Source organism: Pantoea anthophila, assembly GCF_026104315.1.
In the GTDB taxonomy this organism is placed as follows: Bacteria; Pseudomonadota; Gammaproteobacteria; order Enterobacterales; family Enterobacteriaceae; genus Pantoea; species Pantoea anthophila.
The window spans coordinates 349,295-368,504 of sequence record NZ_CP110473.1; the positions used below are offsets into that span (position 1 = coordinate 349,295).

Annotated in this window: 17 protein-coding genes; 10 read left to right on the forward strand and 7 right to left on the reverse strand. The window is 59.2% G+C overall.

The window, feature by feature from the left end; genetic code table 11:
- Positions 1-23: 23 nt before the first annotated feature.
- The 3 genes from gntR (at position 24) to gntU (ending at position 3,039) form a co-directional block, all read left to right on the forward strand.
- Complete coding sequence (gntR, locus tag OJ965_RS04155) at positions 24-1,019, forward strand: gluconate operon transcriptional repressor GntR (protein WP_265137906.1); 996 nt, start codon at positions 24-26, stop codon at positions 1,017-1,019.
- Positions 1,020-1,159: 140 nt separating this feature from the next.
- Positions 1,160-1,696, forward strand: a complete 537-nt coding sequence (gntK, locus tag OJ965_RS04160; RefSeq protein WP_009087761.1) for a gluconokinase — start codon at positions 1,160-1,162, stop codon at positions 1,694-1,696.
- A gap of 2 nt (positions 1,697-1,698) precedes the next feature.
- The gene (gene gntU / locus OJ965_RS04165; RefSeq protein WP_058956969.1) at positions 1,699-3,039 is read left to right on the forward strand and encodes a gluconate transporter; all 1,341 of its coding nucleotides are present in this window, start codon (positions 1,699-1,701) and stop codon (positions 3,037-3,039) included.
- A gap of 190 nt (positions 3,040-3,229) precedes the next feature.
- Here the strand turns inward: gntU and OJ965_RS04170 are convergent, their stop codons facing one another.
- Genes OJ965_RS04170 through OJ965_RS04180 form a run of 3 tightly spaced genes read right to left on the reverse strand, consistent with a single transcriptional unit; the run spans position 3,230 to position 4,476 of the window.
- The gene (locus OJ965_RS04170) at positions 3,230-3,655 is read right to left on the reverse strand and encodes a hypothetical protein (RefSeq protein ID WP_150030099.1); all 426 of its coding nucleotides are present in this window, start codon (positions 3,653-3,655) and stop codon (positions 3,230-3,232) included.
- A 60-nt stretch (positions 3,656-3,715) separates the two neighbouring features.
- Positions 3,716-3,847: a hypothetical protein gene (locus tag OJ965_RS04175; protein ID WP_255470412.1), complete on the reverse strand. Its 132-nt coding sequence runs from the start codon at positions 3,845-3,847 to the stop codon at positions 3,716-3,718.
- 35 nt (positions 3,848-3,882) lie between these two features.
- The gene (locus OJ965_RS04180; RefSeq protein ID WP_009087757.1) at positions 3,883-4,476 is read right to left on the reverse strand and encodes a YhgN family NAAT transporter; all 594 of its coding nucleotides are present in this window, start codon (positions 4,474-4,476) and stop codon (positions 3,883-3,885) included.
- Between the two features lie 217 nt (positions 4,477-4,693).
- Here OJ965_RS04180 and asd point away from each other — a divergent pair, with 217 nt between their 5' ends.
- Positions 4,694-5,803, forward strand: coding sequence for an aspartate-semialdehyde dehydrogenase (asd, locus tag OJ965_RS04185; RefSeq protein ID WP_009087755.1), 1,110 nt, complete (start codon positions 4,694-4,696; stop codon positions 5,801-5,803).
- A gap of 80 nt (positions 5,804-5,883) precedes the next feature.
- On the opposite strand, the gene OJ965_RS04190 is transcribed toward asd, so the two are convergent.
- A complete protein-coding gene (locus OJ965_RS04190; RefSeq protein WP_158000247.1) occupies positions 5,884-6,045 on the reverse strand; it encodes a hypothetical protein in 162 nt (53 codons plus the stop codon).
- 118 nt (positions 6,046-6,163) lie between these two features.
- On the opposite strand from OJ965_RS04190, the gene glgB reads away from it, so the two are divergent.
- The 6 genes from glgB (at position 6,164) to OJ965_RS04220 (ending at position 16,728) form a co-directional block, all read left to right on the forward strand.
- Complete coding sequence (gene glgB / locus OJ965_RS04195; protein WP_265137910.1) at positions 6,164-8,347, forward strand: 1,4-alpha-glucan branching enzyme; 2,184 nt, start codon at positions 6,164-6,166, stop codon at positions 8,345-8,347.
- On the forward strand, positions 8,344-10,326 hold the full coding sequence (gene glgX / locus OJ965_RS04200) for a glycogen debranching protein GlgX (RefSeq protein ID WP_265137912.1): 1,983 nt from the start codon (positions 8,344-8,346) through the stop codon (positions 10,324-10,326). The genes glgB and glgX overlap by 4 nt, the downstream gene beginning before the upstream one ends.
- Before the next feature lie 10 nt (positions 10,327-10,336).
- A complete protein-coding gene (gene glgC / locus OJ965_RS04205; protein WP_009087751.1) occupies positions 10,337-11,629 on the forward strand; it encodes a glucose-1-phosphate adenylyltransferase in 1,293 nt (430 codons plus the stop codon).
- Between the two features lie 63 nt (positions 11,630-11,692).
- Positions 11,693-13,126, forward strand: coding sequence for a glycogen synthase GlgA (gene glgA, locus OJ965_RS04210; RefSeq protein ID WP_009087749.1), 1,434 nt, complete (start codon positions 11,693-11,695; stop codon positions 13,124-13,126).
- A 19-nt stretch (positions 13,127-13,145) separates the two neighbouring features.
- Entirely contained in the window at positions 13,146-15,593 is a 2,448-nt protein-coding gene (gene glgP / locus OJ965_RS04215; protein WP_009087747.1) for a glycogen phosphorylase, read from the forward strand.
- Between the two features lie 199 nt (positions 15,594-15,792).
- Positions 15,793-16,728 (forward strand): LysR family transcriptional regulator, encoded by a 936-nt coding sequence (locus tag OJ965_RS04220; RefSeq protein ID WP_009087744.1) that lies wholly within the window; start codon positions 15,793-15,795, stop codon positions 16,726-16,728.
- Here OJ965_RS04220 and mdcH read toward each other — a convergent pair.
- Genes mdcH through OJ965_RS04235 form a run of 3 tightly spaced genes read right to left on the reverse strand, consistent with a single transcriptional unit; the run spans position 16,709 to position 19,186 of the window.
- A complete protein-coding gene (mdcH, locus tag OJ965_RS04225) occupies positions 16,709-17,611 on the reverse strand; it encodes a malonate decarboxylase subunit epsilon (protein WP_140029811.1) in 903 nt (300 codons plus the stop codon). The two genes, OJ965_RS04220 and mdcH, sit on opposite strands and share 20 nt — an antisense overlap.
- Entirely contained in the window at positions 17,608-18,225 is a 618-nt protein-coding gene (locus OJ965_RS04230) for a malonate decarboxylase holo-ACP synthase (RefSeq protein ID WP_265137921.1), read from the reverse strand. Before OJ965_RS04230 ends, mdcH begins: the two co-directional genes overlap by 4 nt.
- Before the next feature lies 1 nt (position 18,226).
- The gene (locus OJ965_RS04235) at positions 18,227-19,186 is read right to left on the reverse strand and encodes an AEC family transporter (protein ID WP_150030095.1); all 960 of its coding nucleotides are present in this window, start codon (positions 19,184-19,186) and stop codon (positions 18,227-18,229) included.
- Positions 19,187-19,210 lie beyond the last annotated feature (24 nt).

Consider the following 19,210-nt stretch of genomic DNA (forward strand, 5'->3'; position numbering starts at 1 on the left):
TCAGGGCGATCCCAGGCGCTACGATGAAGAAGAAAAGACCGGTATTACAGGACGTTGCCGATCGCGTCGGCATTACCAAGATGACCGTCAGCCGCTACCTGCGCAATCCTGAGCAGGTTTCTGTTGCCCTGCGGGATAAGATCGCGGTGGCACTGGATGAGCTGGGTTATATCCCTAATCGCGCCCCCGATATGCTTTCGAACGCCACCAGCCGTGCGATTGGCGTGCTGCTGCCGTCACTGACCAACCAGGTCTTTGCTGACGTTCTGCGCGGCATTGAAGCCGTCACGGATGAAGCGAACTACCAGACGCTCGTCGCCCACTTTGGCTACAACCCACAGAAAGAGGAGCTGCAACTGCGCTCGCTGCTGGGCTGGAACATTGATGGGGTGATTCTCACCGAACGCACCCATACCCCGGGCACGCTGCGCATGCTGGAAGTGGCGGGCATCCCGGTCATCGAGATGATGGACAGCGTTACGCCCTGCCTGGATATGGCGGTCGGCTTTGATAACGTCGAAGCGGCCCGGCAGATGACCCGGGCGATCCTCGGCAAAGGACATCGCCACACCGTTTATCTTGGCGCACGCCTGGATGAGCGTACCCTGCAGAAGCAGCGTGGTTACGAAATCGCGATGCGCGAAGCCGGGCTGACGCCGCGCAGCGTCATGATGGAGGATGCCTCTTCATTCAGTGCCGGTGGCGATCTGCTGCGTGAGGCGCAGCGTCTCTATCCTGAAACCGACAGCCTCTTCTGTACCAACGACGACCTGGCGGTCGGCGCGATGTTTGAGTGCCAGCGCCAGGGATTGCAGGTGCCCGATCAGATGGCGATTGCCGGTTTTCATGGTCACGATATCAGTCAGGTGGTGACGCCTCAGCTGGCTACGGTACTGACGCCGCGTGATCGCATCGGGCGCGAAGCCGCAGCGCTGCTGCTGGCGCGCATCGCCGGGGAAAGCCGCGAAACGCGCATGCTCGACACCGGTTTTGCGATCAGTGAAGGCGGCAGCATCTGATTGTGACGTTTTTATGAGTCAGCTCACACTTTGAGGCTTTTCCGGGTAAAAAGGTTGCCACGCTGTTAAGCGGCCAGGAGAATGAGAAACGACATTGTTATCGGTAACATTGGCAAATTCTCACCTGCCGGAGCAGAAAAATGACAACGCAATCCCCGTCGCATCACGTTTTTATCCTGATGGGCGTTTCAGGCAGCGGAAAGTCTGCCGTCGCCAATCAGGTCTCTCACCAGCTGAATACAGCCTTTCTTGACGGCGATTTTCTCCACCCCCGTGCCAACATTCTGAAGATGGCCGATGGTCATCCGCTGGATGACAACGATCGTCAGCCGTGGTTACAGGCCCTGAACGATGCCGCTTTTGCCATGCAGCGTACCCAGGCGATCTCCATCATTGTCTGCTCGGCCCTGAAGAAGCGTTATCGCGACATTCTGCGTCAGGGAAATGACAACCTGCGTTTCATCTACCTGAAAGGGGACTTCGACACCATTGAAGCCCGCCTGAAAGCGCGCAAAGGGCACTTCTTCAAGCCGCAGATGCTGGTGACGCAGTTTGCAACGCTGGAAGCGCCAGGCAGCGACGAGCCGGATGTACTGGAAGTGGATATCACGCATTCACTGGATGAGGTTGTGGCGGCTACGGTTGCGACTATCCGGGACGCTATCAGTCAGGGTTAGAGATGAATACCGCAACACTCGTTTTGACCGCAGCAGGCTCCGTCCTGCTGCTGCTTTTTCTGGTGATGAAGGCGCGAATGCACGCCTTTGTCGCACTCATGTTAGTGTCAATCGGTGCCGGACTGTTCTCCGGCATGCCTCTGGATAAGATTGCGGACACCATGCAGAAGGGGATGGGCGGCACGCTCGGCTTCCTCGCTATCGTGGTGGCGCTGGGCGCGATGTTCGGCAAAATCCTGCATGAAACCGGGGCCGTGGATCAGATTGCTATCCGGATGCTGAAAACCTTTGGTCAGAGCCGCGCCCACTACGCCATGGGGATTGCCGGTCTGATCTGCGCGCTGCCGCTCTTTTTTGAGGTGGCTGTCGTGCTGTTGATCAGCATCGCTTTTGCCGTGGCGCGGCGAACCGGGGGCAACCTGGTGAAGCTGGTTATCCCGCTCTTTGCCGGGGTGGCTGCTGCCGCCGCGTTTCTGCTGCCGGGACCGGCTCCGATGCTGCTGGCTTCACAGATGCACGCTGACTTTGGCTGGATGATCCTGCTGGGGCTGTGTGCGGCGATCCCCGGGATGCTGATTGCCGGGCCGCTGTTTGGCAATTTCATTGCGAAGCACGTCTCCTTCAGCGCCCCGCCGGAAGATCATCAGCCGGATGTCGATGAGAACCAGCTGCCCTCATTTGGCTTCAGCCTCTCTCTGATCCTGTTTCCGCTGGTGCTGGTCGGCCTGAAAACCATTGGCGCCCGCTTCACCACCGAAGGGACCTCGCTGTATGCGTGGCTGGAATTTATCGGCCATCCCTTCACCGCGATCCTGCTGGCGCTGCTGGTGGCGATTTATGGTCTGGCTTATCGTCAGGGCATGGATAAAGAGCGGGTGATGCAGGTGTGCGGCAGCGCGCTGCAACCGGCGGGGATTATCCTGCTGGTGATTGGCGCGGGCGGCGTGTTCAAGCAGGTGCTGGTGGACTCCGGTGTGGGTCCGGTGCTGGGCAACGCGCTGACCGGCGCGGGCCTGCCGATTGCGCTGGCCTGCTTTATCCTGTCAGGTGCGGTACGGGTCATTCAGGGGTCGGCAACGGTCGCCTGTCTGACCACGGTCGGGTTGATCATGCCGGTGATTGAACCGCTGCACTACAGCGGCGCGCAGCTGGCGGCGCTCTCGATCTGTATCGGCGGCGGCTCCATCATCATCAGTCATGTGAACGATGCCGGTTTCTGGCTGTTTGGCCGCTTCACCGGGGCCAGCGAAGCGGAAACGCTGAAGACATGGACGCTGATGGAGACGATTCTCGGCACGACCGGGGCTATCGTCGGTATGATTGCTTTCGCACTGCTTTCCTGACCAGCCTGACGGGCTCTCTGCCCGTCAGGTTTTTTCCCGCGAGCAGGGGAAGAGTAAAAACGGGAACAGCAGATAAGGCGCCACCAGCAGAAGGAGAATGACGCCGCGTGAATAGCCAGCGTCATTTATTCTCCTCACCGCGCAGGAAAAAACCGGCAATATAAACAGCAGCAGCGGGATTAAACCGGGTTCATGCCCACCTTCTTCTTATCAGAGCAAAAACAACCAGCGTGATGGCGGCGGAAGCCAGGTAAATCCAGGCAAAATCAGTGACGTCAATCTTCATCAACTGCACAGTATTTAACGCCGCTTTCCGGCCCGGGACAGAGAATAAGGTCAGGCCAGCTAAGCAAACGCTATTTGCCAGAAAGAATAGCGACTGAAAGGCGGTTTCTTTAGCCACGGACAGCAAGGCAATTTTCCTGAAGCTCCACCAGGCGACCAGATAAAACAGCAGCCAGAGCAGCGCGCAGAGTAGCGGGGCAACCAGATAACTGCGCATCTCTGTGATCACCCCTGAATGGCCGCTGCTGGCATAGTGCAGGAGTGCCTGAAAAGAGACGTAACCCGTTATCAGATAGAGCGCGCCGAAAAAAAACTGTAATAACAACCTCATGGTATCTCCCTCCGGGTTTTCAGATGCTGCATCCGCTGCGGCAGCTTTTTCCGGGCACCCTCACCCCTGTTTACTTTTTGCATCGTACTTTCTGGTGGCAATCGCGTCACCTTTATCGCCCTCAGACACCACCAGGCGGGCATCTGAATGGCCAAAACGACCGACCGGAATCGCTGCCTGAACAGGCTGCATGGTCGGCCTGTCGGGGTAAAAGGATAACGGTGCGCTTACAACTTCAGATACGCGCGGATGCCGTCCAGGAACATCTGGGTCGCCAGCATAATCAGTATCAACCCCATCAGACGCTCCAGCGCGTTGACCCCTTTATCACCCAGCAGACGCAGGAACAGACCTGACATCAGCAGAATGCCGACCGTCACGCCCCAGGCAATCAACAGCGCGCCCACCAGGTGGGACATCTGATGTGGATACTGATGCGACAGCAGCATCAGCGTCGCCAGCAACGACGGCCCGGCGACCAGCGGAATCGCCAGCGGCACCAGGAACGGCTCTTCCCCTGCCGGTAAACCAGAGCTGCTGCTCTCGGCCGACGGGAAAATCATCTTTATGGCGATAAGAAACAGGATGACGCCGCCGGAAATCGACACCGTCTCGGTGCGCAGATTTAAAAAGGCCAGAATGCGCTCGCCGGTAAACAGAAACAGCAGCATGATAATCAGGGCGATCAGCATTTCGCGGATCAGCACCACCCGCCGCCGTTTCGGCTCCAGATGCTTTAAAACCGACATAAAAATCGGCAGATTGCCCAGCGGATCCATAATTAACAACAATAATATTGTCGCCGAAATCATTTCAGTCATTGGTTTAACGCCATCCCGTCCGCCAGAAAGCGGAGTTATTAGTTACGCTGCTGAAAAAGTTAGCGTAATCGAATTAATTCACTTGCCACCAGGCCTGCATTTTGTAGAGTGAGCAGACAGAGGTAAATCCTATTATTACGCAGAGCGGCGTGAACATAGCACGCCGCTCTCTCCACTGAAATGAAAGCAGGTGAAATCTGCCTGAGACGGACACGACATGAAGAATGTAGGTTTTGTTGGTTGGCGCGGTATGGTCGGCTCCGTGCTGATGTCCCGCATGAGCGAAGAGCGCGATTTTGATGCAATCAATCCGGTCTTCTTCTCGACGTCGCAGCATGGTCAGGCGGCTCCGTCGTTTGCGGGCAAGCAGCAGGGCGCACTGCAGGATGCCTTTGATCTTGAGGCGCTGCGTGCGCTGGACATCATTATCACCTGTCAGGGCGGCGACTACACCAGCGATGTCTATCCTAAGCTGCGCGCCAGCGGCTGGCAGGGCTACTGGATCGATGCGGCCTCGACGCTGCGCATGCAGGACGATGCCATCATCATCCTCGATCCGGTCAACCACGCGGTGATCCGTCAGGGCATCGACCAGGGCATCAAAACCTTCGTCGGCGGTAACTGCACCGTCAGCCTGATGCTGATGTCGCTGGGCGGCCTGTTCGCGCAGGACCTGGTGGAGTGGGCCTCTGTCGCCACCTATCAGGCGGCGTCAGGCGGCGGCGCGCGCCACATGCGTGAACTGCTGACTCAGATGGGCATGCTGCACGACCACGTTGCGCCTGCGCTGCAGAATCCGGCCTCAGCAATTCTCGACATCGAGCGCAGCGTGACCGACTTCACCCGTTCCGGCACCCTGCCGACCGATAACTTCGGCGTGCCGCTGGCGGGCAGTCTGATTCCGTGGATCGACAAACAGCTGGAGAATGGCCAGAGCCGTGAAGAGTGGAAAGGCCAGGCAGAGACCAACAAGATCCTCGCGACCCGCAACGTCATTCCGGTTGATGGCTTGTGCGTGCGTGTGGGTGCACTGCGCTGCCACAGCCAGGCGTTTACCCTGAAGCTGAAGCGCGATCTACCGCTGTCTGAAATTGAACAGCTGCTGGCCTCTCATAACGAGTGGGTCAAAGTGGTGCCGAATGATCGCGAGCTGACGATGCGTGAACTGACCCCCGCGGCCGTGACCGGTACGCTGACCACGCCGGTTGGCCGTCTGCGCAAACTGAATATGGGGCCGGAGTATCTCTCCGCCTTCACGGTGGGCGACCAGCTGTTATGGGGCGCAGCCGAACCGCTGCGTCGCATGCTGCGGTTGTTAATCGACTAAGAAAAATATCGCCAAAGGCCGGATTTATCCGGCCTTTTTTTTGCTTTGCAGTACGTGAAACAACCTGCCGGTTCGCTTACTCAGTGATCAGCTTCCCCTTTTTGGCGGCCGGCAAAGAATATTTTGCTTTCAGCCATGGCAACTGCTGCGACCAAGCTATGATTTAACCATGATGTGCCACAGGTTTCGCTTTTGCTTTCCGGATTAAATGGTTGTGGTACACGGCAAAACACTTTTTCCATGGAATGGCCTGACACTTTTTTGCCGTCGTACGTATGGCTCAATGAAGAGCAGCGCAGATGACGCGCGACAGGCCGTGTCGCGAGCATCTCGGCTGCCAGTTATCACAGGAAGAAAGTCATGTCAGAGCTTCCCGATCGCGAGGCGATCAATGCCCTGTTTGCGGGTAATTATGCCGATCCTTTTTCGTTACTAGGGATGCACCGAACGCCACAAGGCCTTGAAGTCAGGGCGTTGCTCCCCGAAGCGCTTGAGGTGTGGGTCATTGAGACCTCTACCGGGCGCAAGCTGGCTCAACTGGCGTGTGAAGACGCACGCGGCTTCTTCAGCGGCGTGATCCCCCGCCGCAAAAATCCGTTCCGCTATCAGCTGGCGGTGAACTGGCACGGCCAGCAAAACCTGGTCGATGATGCCTATCGCTTTGGCCCGCTGCTGCAGGAGATGGATCTGTGGCTGCTGGCGGAAGGCACCCACCTGCGTCCGTACGAAACCCTGGGCGCGCATGGTGACGTGATTGATGGCGTGACCGGCACCCGCTTCTGCGTCTGGGCGCCCAACGCCCGTCGTGTTTCCGTCGTCGGCGATTTCAATTTCTGGGATGGCCGCCGTCACCCGATGCGTCTGCGCCAGGAGCTGGGCATCTGGGAGCTGTTTGTGCCGGGTGCGGTCAACGGTCAGCTCTACAAATATGAAATCATCGACGCCAATGGCGATCTGCGTATCAAAGCGGACCCTTACGCCTTCGAAGCGCAGATGCGCCCGGAGAGCGCGTCGATGATCTGCGGCCTGCCTGCGCCCGTTGAGATGAAAGCGGAGCGCAAGGCCGCCAACGGTTTTGATGCGCCGATCTCCATCTATGAAGTGCATCTGGGCTCCTGGCGGCGTCATACCGACAACAATTTCTGGCTGAGCTACAAAGAGCTGGCTGAACAGCTGGTGCCCTACGTCAAAGAGATGGGCTTTACCCATATCGAACTGCTGCCGATTAACGAACATCCGTTTGACGGCAGCTGGGGCTATCAGCCACTGGGCATGTATGCACCGACCCGCCGTTTCGGAATCCGTGACGACTTCCGCGCCTTTATCGACAGCGCCCATGCTGCCGGCCTCAACGTCCTGCTCGACTGGGTACCGGGTCACTTCCCCAACGATGACTTCGGGCTGGCGCGCTTTGACGGTACCGAGCTCTATGAGCACAGCGATCCGCGAGAAGGCTACCATCAGGACTGGAACACCCTGATCTACAACTTTGGCCGCCGGGAAGTGAGTAACTACCTGTCGGGCAATGCGCTCTACTGGACAGAACGCTTTGGCATCGATGGCCTGCGCGTGGATGCCGTCGCCTCCATGATCTACCGCGACTACAGCCGCGTCGAAGGGCAGTGGGTGCCGAATCAGTATGGTGGCCGCGAGAACCTTGAGGCGATTGAGTTCCTGCAACACACTAACCGCACGCTCGGTACCGTGGCGTCCGGCGCGGTCACGATGGCGGAAGAGTCGACAGACTACCCTGGCGTAACGCGTCCGACAGAGGGCGGCGGGCTGGGCTTCTGGTTCAAATGGAACCTGGGCTGGATGCACGACACGCTCGACTACATGCAGGTCGATCCTATCTACCGCAAGCATCATCACAACCTGATGAGCTTCGGCATGATGTACAACTACACCGAAAACTTTGTGCTGCCGCTGTCACACGACGAAGTGGTGCACGGCAAGCGCTCCATTCTCGACCGCATGCCGGGCGATGCCTGGCAGAAGTTCGCCAATCTGCGCGCCTATTACGGCTGGATGTGGGGCTTCCCCGGCAAGAAACTGCTGTTTATGGGCAACGAGTTTGCTCAGGGCCGCGAGTGGAACCACGATGTCAGCCTGGACTGGCATCTGCTGGAAGGCGGCGATAACTGGCATCACGGCGTGCAGCGTCTGGTGCGCGATCTCAACCACACCTATCAGTACTACACGCCGCTGCATCAGCTCGACTTCGATCCGGCAGGTTTTGAGTGGCTGGTGGTCAACGATGCGGAACATTCGGTCTTCGCGTTTGTACGTCGTGACCGCGAAGGTAACGAAATCATCGTCGTCAGTAACTTTACGCCGGTGCCGCGTCCGGGCTACCGCTTTGGGGTCAATCAGCCTGGCACCTGGCGCGAAGTGCTGAACACCGACCAGCATGAGTATCACGGCAGTGATGTGCGCAATCACCGGGTGCATACCGATGAGCAGGAGAGTCACGGACGACCACAGTCGCTGAGCCTCAATCTGCCACCGCTGGCAACGGTATGGCTGGTGCGGGAGGGGGAATGACCATTACTGCCGGGGATCCCGAACCGCTGGGTGCCAGTTACGATGGCAAAGGCGTCAATTTCACCCTGTTTTCTCAGCATGCCGGGCGCGTCGAGCTCTGCCTGTTTGATGACGAGGGGCGTGAACAGCGTCTTGATCTGCCTGGCCGCAGCGGGGATATCTGGCATGGTTATGTTCCGGCGCTGAAGCCGGGGCAGCGTTACGGCTACCGGGTGCATGGCCCCTGGGCGCCGCAGCAGGGACACCGCTTTAATCCGGCGAAGCTGCTGGTCGATCCCTGCGCCCGCGCGGTTGAGGGCGACGTCCCGGATGACCCGCTGTTTCAGGGCGGCGAGGCGCAGCCCGATCCGCATGACAACGCGGCCATCGCGCCGAAGTCACGGGTGGTGGCGGAAGATTTCGACTGGCAGGACGATGTCGCCCCGCGCACGCCGTGGGGTAACACGGTGATTTACGAAGCGCACGTTCGCGGGCTGACGAAGCAGCATCCGGAAATTCCGGAAACGCTGCGCGGGACTTACGCGGCGCTGGGTCATCCTGTTATGGTGAACTACCTGCGCGATCTCGGCATCACGGCGCTGGAGCTACTGCCGGTGGCCCATTTTGCCAGCGAGCCGCGCCTGCTCCAGCTCGGCCTGAGTAACTACTGGGGCTACAACCCCTTTGCGCTCTGGGCGGTCGATCCGCGTTACGCCTCTGGTCAGCCAGGCGTCACGCCACTGCAGGAGTTTCAGCAGGCGGTAAAAAACCTGCACGCCGCCGGTATCGAAGTGCTGCTGGATGTGGTCTTCAACCACACCGCCGAACTGGATGAGATCGGCCCGACGATCTCGATGCGCGGCATCGACAACGCCAGCTACTACTGGCTGAATGAGCAGGGCGGCTATCAGAACTGGACCGGCTGCGGCAACACGCTGAATATCCACCATCCGCAGGTGATGGCGTGGACCTTAGAGGCGCTGCGCTACTGGGTGCGGGTCTGTCACGTTGATGGCTTCCGCTTTGACCTTGCGCCGGTGCTGGGCCGCACACCCGATTACCGGCGTGATGCCCCTTTTTTCGATGCAATACGCGCCTGTCCGCTACTCTCTCAGGTCAAGCTGATTGCGGAACCCTGGGATATCGGCCCTGACGGCTATCAGGTTGGCCGTTTTCCGCCACCCTTTGCCGAATGGAACGATCAGTTTCGCGACACCGCGCGTCGCTACTGGCTGCATGGCGCACTCAGCAACGGCGAGTTTGTCCGTCGCTTTGCCGCCTCCAGCGATCTCTACCAGCACGATGACCGTCTGCCCCACGCCACGGTTAACCTGATCACCGCGCATGACGGCTTTACGCTGTGGGATGTGGTGAGCTTCGAACGCAAACACAACGAAGCCAACGGGGAAGATAACCGCGACGGTCACGGCGATAACTACAGCCACAATCACGGCAAAGAGGGGCTGAACGTCAGTTTTGACGTCACGGAACGTCGCCGCCGTAGCGTGCGGGCACTGCTCACCACGCTGCTGCTGTCACAGGGCACGCCGATGCTGCTGGCGGGCGATGAGCGTGGCCACACGCAGCGCGGCAATAATAATCCTTACTGTCAGGACAATGCCCTCAGCTGGCTTGACTGGCAGGCGGATGAGAAGGGATTGGTCGGATTCACCGCCGCACTGATTCGTCTGCGCCAGCGCATACCGGCGCTGACCGCGGATCGCTGGTGGCAGGAGGGTGATGGCAATGTGCAGTGGCTCAATGCCGGTGGCCAGCCACTGCAGCACGATGAATGGGCACAGGGGCTGCACAGATTGCAGATCCTGCTGTCTGGCCGCTGGTTAATAACAATAAACGCCACGGATACGGTGAATGACATCGTGTTACCAGACGGAGAATGGCGTGCCCTTCCTCCTTTCGCCGGGGACGACAACCCCATCCTGCTAACTGTCTGGCATGGTCCCGCACACGGGGTGTGCGTGTTCCAAAAGCAATCATAAGGAGTCAGACATGGTTAAGTTAGATAGAACAGAACACCTGATGCTGGCCCGCCAGCTCCCTACACAGACGGTTGCTCTGATCCTCGCCGGCGGACGCGGCACGCGGCTGGTCGATTTAACGGCCAAACGTGCCAAACCGGCGGTGCATTTCGGCGGCAAGTTCCGCATTATCGACTTTGCCCTCTCCAACTGCGTCAACTCCGGTATCCGGCGGATTGGCGTCATTACACAGTATCAGTCCCATACCCTGACTCAGCATATCCAGCGTGGCTGGTCGATCTTCAATGAAGAGATGAATGAGTTTGTCGATTTGCTGCCAGCGCAGCAGCGCTTTTCGACCGAACAGTGGTATCGCGGCACGGCCGATGCCGTGACGCAGAACCTTGATGTGATTCGCCGCTATCAGGCGCAGTACATCGTGATCCTTGCCGGGGACCACATTTATAAGATGGATTATTCACGCATGCTGCTGGACCACGTGGTGAACGAGGCGAAATGTACCATCGCCTGTTTACCGGTACCGGTGCATGAAGCCACGGCGTTTGGCGTGATGGCGGTGAATGAGGAGAACATGGTGATCGACTTCGTGGAGAAACCCGCGAAACCGCCCACCATGCCAGGTGATGACACGCAGTCTCTCGCCAGCATGGGGATCTACGTCTTCAACGCGGATTATCTCTATGAACTGCTGGAAGCGGATCTGCAGACGCCAGGCTCTAACCACGACTTCGGCAAAGATATCCTGCCGAAAGTGGTGGCAAGCGGCGAAGGCTATGCGCACTCCTTTGCGCTCTCCTGCGTCCAGAACGATGACAACGCGCCGCCTTACTGGCGCGACGTCGGGACGCTGGAAGCTTACTGGCGCGCCAATCTCGATCTGGCCTCGGTGATGCCTGAGCTGGATATGTATGACGTCACCTGGCCTATCCGTACCCACATGGAGCCGCTGCCCCCCGCGAAATTTGTTCAGGATCGTTCCGGCAGTCACGGGATGACGATGAACTCGCTGGTGTCGGGCGGCTGCATTATCTCCGGTTCGGTCGTGGTCAACTCGGTGCTGTTCCCCCGGGTTCGGGTTAACTCGTTTTGCAATATTGATTCAACCGTTCTGCTGCCGGATGTGGTGGTGGGTCGCTCGTGTCGTCTGCGCCGCTGCGTGATTGATCGCGCCTGTGAGTTACCGGAAGGCATGGTGATTGGTGAAAATCCGGATGAAGACAGTCGCCGGTTTCACCGTTCGGATGAAGGGATCGTACTGGTCACCCGCGCCATGCTGGCCAGGCTGGCCAAAGCGGGGCTGTAAGCGATAAGCGGAACTTACGCAATCGGCACGCGGAGCGTGCCGGATAACTTAATGAGGTCGAGGATGCAGGTTTTACATGTCTGTTCAGAACTTTTCCCGCTGCTTAAAACGGGCGGACTGGCTGATGTAGTCGGGGCATTACCTCAGGCGCAGATTGCGGGCGGCACAGACACGCGGGTGCTGCTGCCAGCGTTTCCTGCATTGCGCAAAGGCATACCTGATCTCCAGATGGTGACAGAGCGAGAGACATTTGCCGGTCATATACGTCTGTTATATGGTGAATTTAACGGTGTGGGCATCTATCTGATCGATGCCCCTGACCTCTACGACCGTCCCGGTAGCCCTTATCATGACGAGTCGCAGTTTGCCTATGTCGATAACTACCTGCGCTTCGCGCTGCTGGGCTGGGTCGGCTGCGAACTGGCGTGCGGTATGGATTCGATGTGGCGTCCCGATATCGTCCATGCCCATGACTGGCACGCAGGCCTTACCTGCGCCTATCTGGAAGCGCGCGGCCGTCCAGCCAAATCGGTGTTTACCGTGCACAACCTGGCCTATCAGGGACTGTTCTCGGCGCACCACATGGATCAGATTGGCCTGCCGTGGTCGTTCTTTAACATGCATGGGCTGGAGTTTTACGGGCAGATCTCCTTCCTGAAGGCGGGACTCTTCTACGCCGATCACGTGACGGCGGTCAGCCCGACCTACGCCCATGAGATTACCTCTGCTGAGTTTGGTTACGGCATGGAAACGCTGCTGGCGCAGCGGATGCGGGAAGGGCGGCTGAGCGGGATCCTCAACGGTGTCGACCCGACCATCTGGGACCCGGCCCACGACCTGCTGCTCAGCGCGCGCTACAACCGCGACACGCTGGAAGCCAAAGCGGAAAACAAACGGCAGCTGCAGGTGGCGATGGGGCTGAAGGTTGATGACAAAGCGCCGGTGTTCTGCGTGATCAGCCGCCTGACCAAACAGAAAGGCCTGGACCTGGTGCTGGAGGCGCTCCCTGGCCTGCTGGCGCAGGGCGGTCAGCTGGTGCTGCTGGGGCAGGGCGATGCCGAACTGCAGCAGGGCTTCCTGGCCGCGGCAGCAGAGCATCCGGGCAGCGTGGGTGTGCAGATTGGCTATCACGAGGCGTTTTCACACCGCATCGTCGGTGGTGCCGATGTGATCGTGGTGCCGAGCCGCTTTGAGCCCTGCGGCCTGACGCAGCTGTATGGCCTGAAATATGGCACGCTGCCGCTGGTGCGCCGCACCGGCGGACTGGCGGATACGGTTAACGACAGCTCGCTGGAAAACCTGGCGGATGGGATTGCCAGTGGCTTCAGCTTTGAAGATGCTAACGCCTGGTCGCTGTTGCGGGCGATTCGCCGCGCGTTTGTGTTGTGGTCTCGCCCTTCACTGTGGCGTTATGTTCAGCGACAGGCGATGGGCATGGATTTCAGCTGGCAGGTGGCCGCACAGGCCTACCGCGATCTCTACCAGCGTCTGATGTAACGGATGGGGAAAACCGGATATGAATGCACCTTTCACTTACGCTTCACCCACGCTGACGGTGGATGCTTTAAAGCATTCGATTGCGTACAAACTGATGTTTACCATCGGCAAAGACCCCTCTATTGCCAACAAGCATGAGTGGCTGAACGCTGCACTGCTGGCGGTTCGCGATCGGATGGTGGAGCGCTGGCTGCGTTCCAGCCGCGCTCAGCTGTCGCAGGATGTGCGACAGGTTTACTACCTGTCGATGGAGTTCCTGATGGGGCGCACCCTGGGGAATGCGCTGCTGGCGATGGGGATCTATGACGATCTCAACCAGGCCCTCGACGAGATGGGGCTGGATCTGGCCGAGCTGATGGAGGAGGAGAACGATCCGGGCCTGGGCAATGGCGGTCTGGGCCGTCTGGCGGCCTGTTTCCTCGATTCGCTGGCGACGCTGGGTATGCCGGGCCGCGGCTATGGCATCCGTTACGATTACGGCATGTTCAAACAGAACATTGTGGAAGGTGAGCAGAAAGAGTCGCCCGATTACTGGCTTGAGTATGGCAATCCGTGGGAATTTCAGCGATTTAACACCCGCTACAAGGTGCGTTTCGGCGGCCGCGTCCAGCACGAAGGGGCGAAAGTGCGCTGGCTGGAGACCGAAGAGATCCTGGCGATGGCCTATGACCAGATCATCCCGGGCTTCGACACCGACGCCACCAACACGCTTCGCCTCTGGGGCGCGCAGGCCAGTAACGAAATCAACCTCGGTAAGTTCAACCAGGGCGACTACTTTGCGGCGGTGGAAGATAAAAACCACTCCGAAAACGTCTCACGCGTCCTCTATCCCGATGACTCCACCTATTCCGGGCGCGAGTTGCGTCTGCGTCAGGAGTATTTCCTGGTTTCCGCCACGGTGCAGGACATTCTGAATCGTCACTGGCGCATGCATCAGACCTGGGACAACCTGGCGGATAAGATCGCCATCCACCTGAATGACACGCACCCGGTGCTGGCGATCCCCGAACTGATGCGCCTGCTGATCGACGAGCATAAATTCAGCTGGGACAGCGCCTTTGACGTCTGCTGTCAGGTCTTCTCCTATACCAACCATACGCTGATGACCGAAGCGCTGGAGACCTGGCCGGTGGATATGATCGGCAAGATCTTGCCGCGTCATCTCAGCATTATTTTTGAAATTAACGACTTCTTCCTCAAGACGATTCAGGATCACTATCCTGACGATCTGGATCTGCTGTCGCGCATTTCGATCATCGACGAGAACGACGGCCGTCGGGTACGCATGGCCTGGCTGGCGGTGGTGGTCAGCCATAAAGTGAATGGCGTCTCAGAGCTGCACTCCAACCTGATGGTGCAGTCGCTGTTTGCAGACTTCTCCCGCCTGTTCCCGGGCCGCTTCTGCAACAAAACCAACGGCGTCACTCCGCGTCGCTGGCTGGCGCTGGCTAACCCGGCGCTGTCAGAGGTGCTGGATGAGGAGATTGGCCGCAACTGGCGCACCGATCTCAGCCAGCTGGATGAGCTGAAAGCGCAGATCGACTACCCGGCGTTTATCGAGAAAGTGGCGATTGCCAAGCATCAGAACAAGCGCCGGCTGGCCGAGTGGGTGGCAAAAAACCTGGATGTGGTGCTCGACCCGAATGCGCTGTTTGATGTGCAGATTAAGCGTATTCACGAGTACAAGCGTCAGCTGCTCAACGTGCTGCATGTGATCACCCGATATAACCGTATCAAGGCCGATCCGCAGGCGGACTGGGTGCCGCGCGTCAATATTTTTGCCGGTAAAGCGGCCTCCGCCTACTACGTTGCCAAACACATCATCCATCTGATCAATGATGTCGCCAACATCATCAACAATGATCCGCAGGTGAAGAACAAACTGAAAGTGGTCTTTATCCCGAACTACAGCGTGAGTCTGGCGCAGATCATCATTCCGGCCGCCGATCTCTCTGAGCAGATCTCGACCGCCGGAACGGAAGCGTCCGGCACCAGTAACATGAAGTTTGCCCTGAATGGCGCGCTGACGATCGGCACGCTGGATGGTGCCAACGTGGAGATGCTGGATCACGTCGGTGAAGAGAACATCTTCATCTTCGGCAATACCACGCCGCAGGTAGAAGCCCTGCGTCAGGGCGGCTACAACCCGCGTGACTATTACGAAGGCGATGAAGAGCTGCATCAGGTGCTGACGCAGATCGCGTCGGGCGTCTTCAGCCCGCAGGATCCGGGTCGCTACCGCAACCTGTTCGATTCACTGGTGAACTTCGGCGACCACTACCAGTTACTGGCCGATTATCGCAGCTATGTGGATACGCAGGACAAGGTGGATGCGCTCTACCGTAAGCCGGAAGAGTGGCAGCGCCGTGCGGCGAAAAATATCGCCGGCATGGGTTACTTCTCGTCTGACCGGACGATTCAGGAGTATGCCGATGAGATCTGGAACATTTCACCGATAAGGCTGTAAGGCGCGCGCCGTCCATTCATCTGCTCTGCGGCCGGGAAACCGGCCGCACTTTTTTCTGCCCGTTCCGCTCCTCCCTGACCTCCGCAGATTCCGCCTTCAGCCGCAGTAAATCATCCGGCTGCGAGCCAGATCATTACACGCTGGCGGAGAATCGCTACTATGCGGAAAAGCAAAATGACCTTACAGGCAACAGCAGCCCATGAGTGACAATATCAATCAGGAAATTACCTTCCGGAAGCTCAGCGTCTTCATGATGTTTATGACGAAAGGCAATATCGCCCGCACGGCGGAAGCGCTGGAGCTGAGCAGCGTCAGCGTGCACCGCGCGCTGCACACGCTGGAAGAGGGCATCGACTGCCCGCTGTTTATCCACAAAGGGCGCAATCTGGTGCCGCTGCCCGCCGCCTGGACGCTGCTGGACTATTGTCGCGACGTCACGGCCCTGATGGGCAAAGGCATTGAGGAGGCCCGCAAAGTGGCGGGTATCGGTGGAGGACGGCTGCGGCTTGGCACACTCTACTCGCTGACGCTTGAAACCATTCCCCGGCTGATTATGGGCATGAAACTGCGCCGGCCGACGCTGGAGCTGGATCTGACCATGGGCTCTAACCAGATGCTGCTGAATATGCTGGAAGATGATGCGCTGGACGCGATCCTGATTGCCACCCATGAGGGCGAACTCAGCGAGGCCCGGTTTGATGTGATCCCGCTGTTCGAGGACACGATCTGTCTGGCGGCGCCGGCTGGCGAAACGGGCAGCGGCGACGCACCGGTCGATCTGCGTGACTATGCCGACCGCGATTTTGTCTCACTGGCCGAGGGATTTGCCACCTATGCCGGTTCGCAGGAGGCGTTTCAGATCGCGGGATTTGAACCACGCATGGTGACGAAGGTGAATGACATCTTCTCCATGATCAGTCTGGTGCAGGCGGGCGTCGGCCTGGCGCTGATCCCGGGAAGGATGCGGAAAGTCTATGAAAACAATATCCAGCTGCTGACGCTCGCAGCGCCTTACCAGATGCGGCAGCAGGTTGCGATTGTCTATTCGCATCGCCGCGAACGCGACAATGACCTGCTGGCCCTGGCGGCAGAAGGGCGCATGTATGCCCGTAACCTTACCGTTCCAGCCGTTTAGCCAGATGACCTGCCACATCGACGCCGTTTCGTTCCAGGCTGATTGCATCGCCCTGCCAGCCCGCCTGCAGGGTCAGGCCGGTCAGCACATTGCCTGGCGGCATCTCAATCGCCAGACGGGCATCGCGCTGGTTAGCCGAGACCATGGTGTCATACCACTGCACGGTCCGTGCCATATTGAACGCCAGATCCTCCGCGATCTTCTCCGGGTCGTGGATCACCCGTGCGGTTGAGCCGCTGAGGTAAGCACAATCGGGACGGGAGAGGCGCACGGATTCAAACGCACGCGCCAGTTCTGCCGCCGGTTTGTCCAGCAGCGCGCAGTGCGACGGCACGCTTACCGCCAGTCTGATCGCCTTACTGGCGCCTGCCTCAAGCGCCTTCTGCGCCACCCGTGCCATATCCTCATCACGACCGGCAATCACTATCTGCGTTTCGGCATTCAGATTGGCAATGTAAGTGTGGCTGCCAGGCAGCAGCGTTTCCAGATGCGTCAGCGTCAGGCCGGTGATCGCCGTCAGGCCATATCCGTGCGGATAAGCCTGCTCCATCAGGTCGCCGCGCAATGCCACCAGCCGCAGGGCGTCGCTGAAATCGAGCGCACCTGACACCACTGCCGCCGGAAATGCGCCAATCGACAGACCGCTGACAATATCCGGCTTCACCCCGCGACGTATCAGCTCGTGCGCCCAGGCGACCCCGCTGATCAGCAGGCTGAGCTGGACGGCGCGGGTGTGCTGCAGCGCGTCGTCGCTGTCGAGCCTGTCAGTTTCATCGCCCAGTACCGCCCGCACGCGGGCTAACAGCGCCTCGCCGTCAGGCAGATGCTGCAGCATGCCGGCTCGCTGGGTGCCCTGGCCAGGAAAGGTAAAGAGTATTTTCATGAGGTTTCTCTGCTCCAGGGTGAAGCGGTCAGCAGGGGGCCGGTGTCGGTTTTCAGCAGCACCTGTCCCTCGCGCAGCCACTCGTTGAGGGCAAACGCACCGGCAGGCGTTTCCACCTGGGTATCCACCCGGCACGCCAGCGCGTCGGTCTGATTCTGCCACCGTTGCAGCGCAGCCCGGTCCAGCGGCTGCGGGGCGCGGATCACCAGATCGAGATCGCTGGCGGCGTGCAGCGTGGGCTGCTGCGTCGCCAGCGCATAACCGGTGCTGCCGGTGATCCCCCAGCGCCACGGCCACTCTGCCTCACTCAGCACGATCGCCGCGCGAACCGGGGCAAAGGCGCTGAAAGGGGAAGTCTGCAGCAGGGGGCGATCGGCCAGCCCCTCCGGCGTTATCACCCGGACAATATCGTCCGGATGAATCCATCCGGCGGCACGCTGCTCCCGCCGTTCACCGCGCACCCCAATCGGGATCAGGCCGGATTCGCGATGATCGCGCCGCACCACCACCGGCAGGCCGGGATGCCAGAACATCCCGACCCAGCACGCTGAGATCGTGGCTAATGCGCTGCGATCACGCAGCCAGAGCAGATCGTGGGGGCAGGGCGCGGTCATATTACATTCCTGATGTCAGCGTAATGAACAGGGGCAACGACAGAACAGAGAGCACCGAACTTAACAGCAGCACGGCTTCAGCATCGGGCGACTGAACGCCAAAGCGGTTGCCGAACACCACGCCAAAGAAACCGGCCGACAGCGCAATCATCAGGATCGCGGTGATCGCCACCGGGCCGTTCAGCCCCAGTGCCAGCACCAGCCCCCAGGCAATCACGGGCTGAATCAGCAGTTTCGCCACCGTACCGACGCCCACGACGGCGTTGAGTTTCAGCTGACGGGCAGAAAGGATCACACCGGTCAGGAACAGCGCCGCCGCGGTGGCGGCCAGGCCCAGCGGCTTAATAGCCGAAAGCACCAGCTCCGGCATTCTGACGCCCAGCGCAGAAAGCACCACGCCCAGCAGCGGACCCCAGACGATCGGTTTTTTAACGGAGCGCCACATGAGCACCGGCAGCATGGTCAGCGTCGACCCCACATTCTCACCCGCACTGCGCGCTTTTTCCCGCTCCAGAATCAGCAGGCAGAAGGGCGTCATCAGCACCGAACCGCAGGCGATAGAGACAGCGACAGAGAGCGAGGTGGATGAGCCTTCGCCCAGCACGCTGCCCAGAATCGGCAGGCCCAGCGCCGCGTAATTGGGTAAGGCGACGGTCAGCGTCAGCACCGCCGCATCCTGTGGCGACTTTTTAAATACGCCGGTGGCCAGGAAATAGATCGCCGCATAGGTGATCCACATCGCCCCGGTCAGGACCACAATCAGCGGCGACTGCGCCACAATCCCCGACCAGGGTGTCTGCACCGTGGCGCTGAACAGCGCGGCGGGCAGCGCAAAATCCATCACGAAAATATTCAGCAGCGAAACGTCTTTGTTATTGACCATTCCGCACTTACCGGCCCAGAAACCCAGCAGCATAATGACAAAGATAGGCGCAAGGGCATGCACAATTATATAAATCATAAATCACCTGTTATTAAGAAAGAA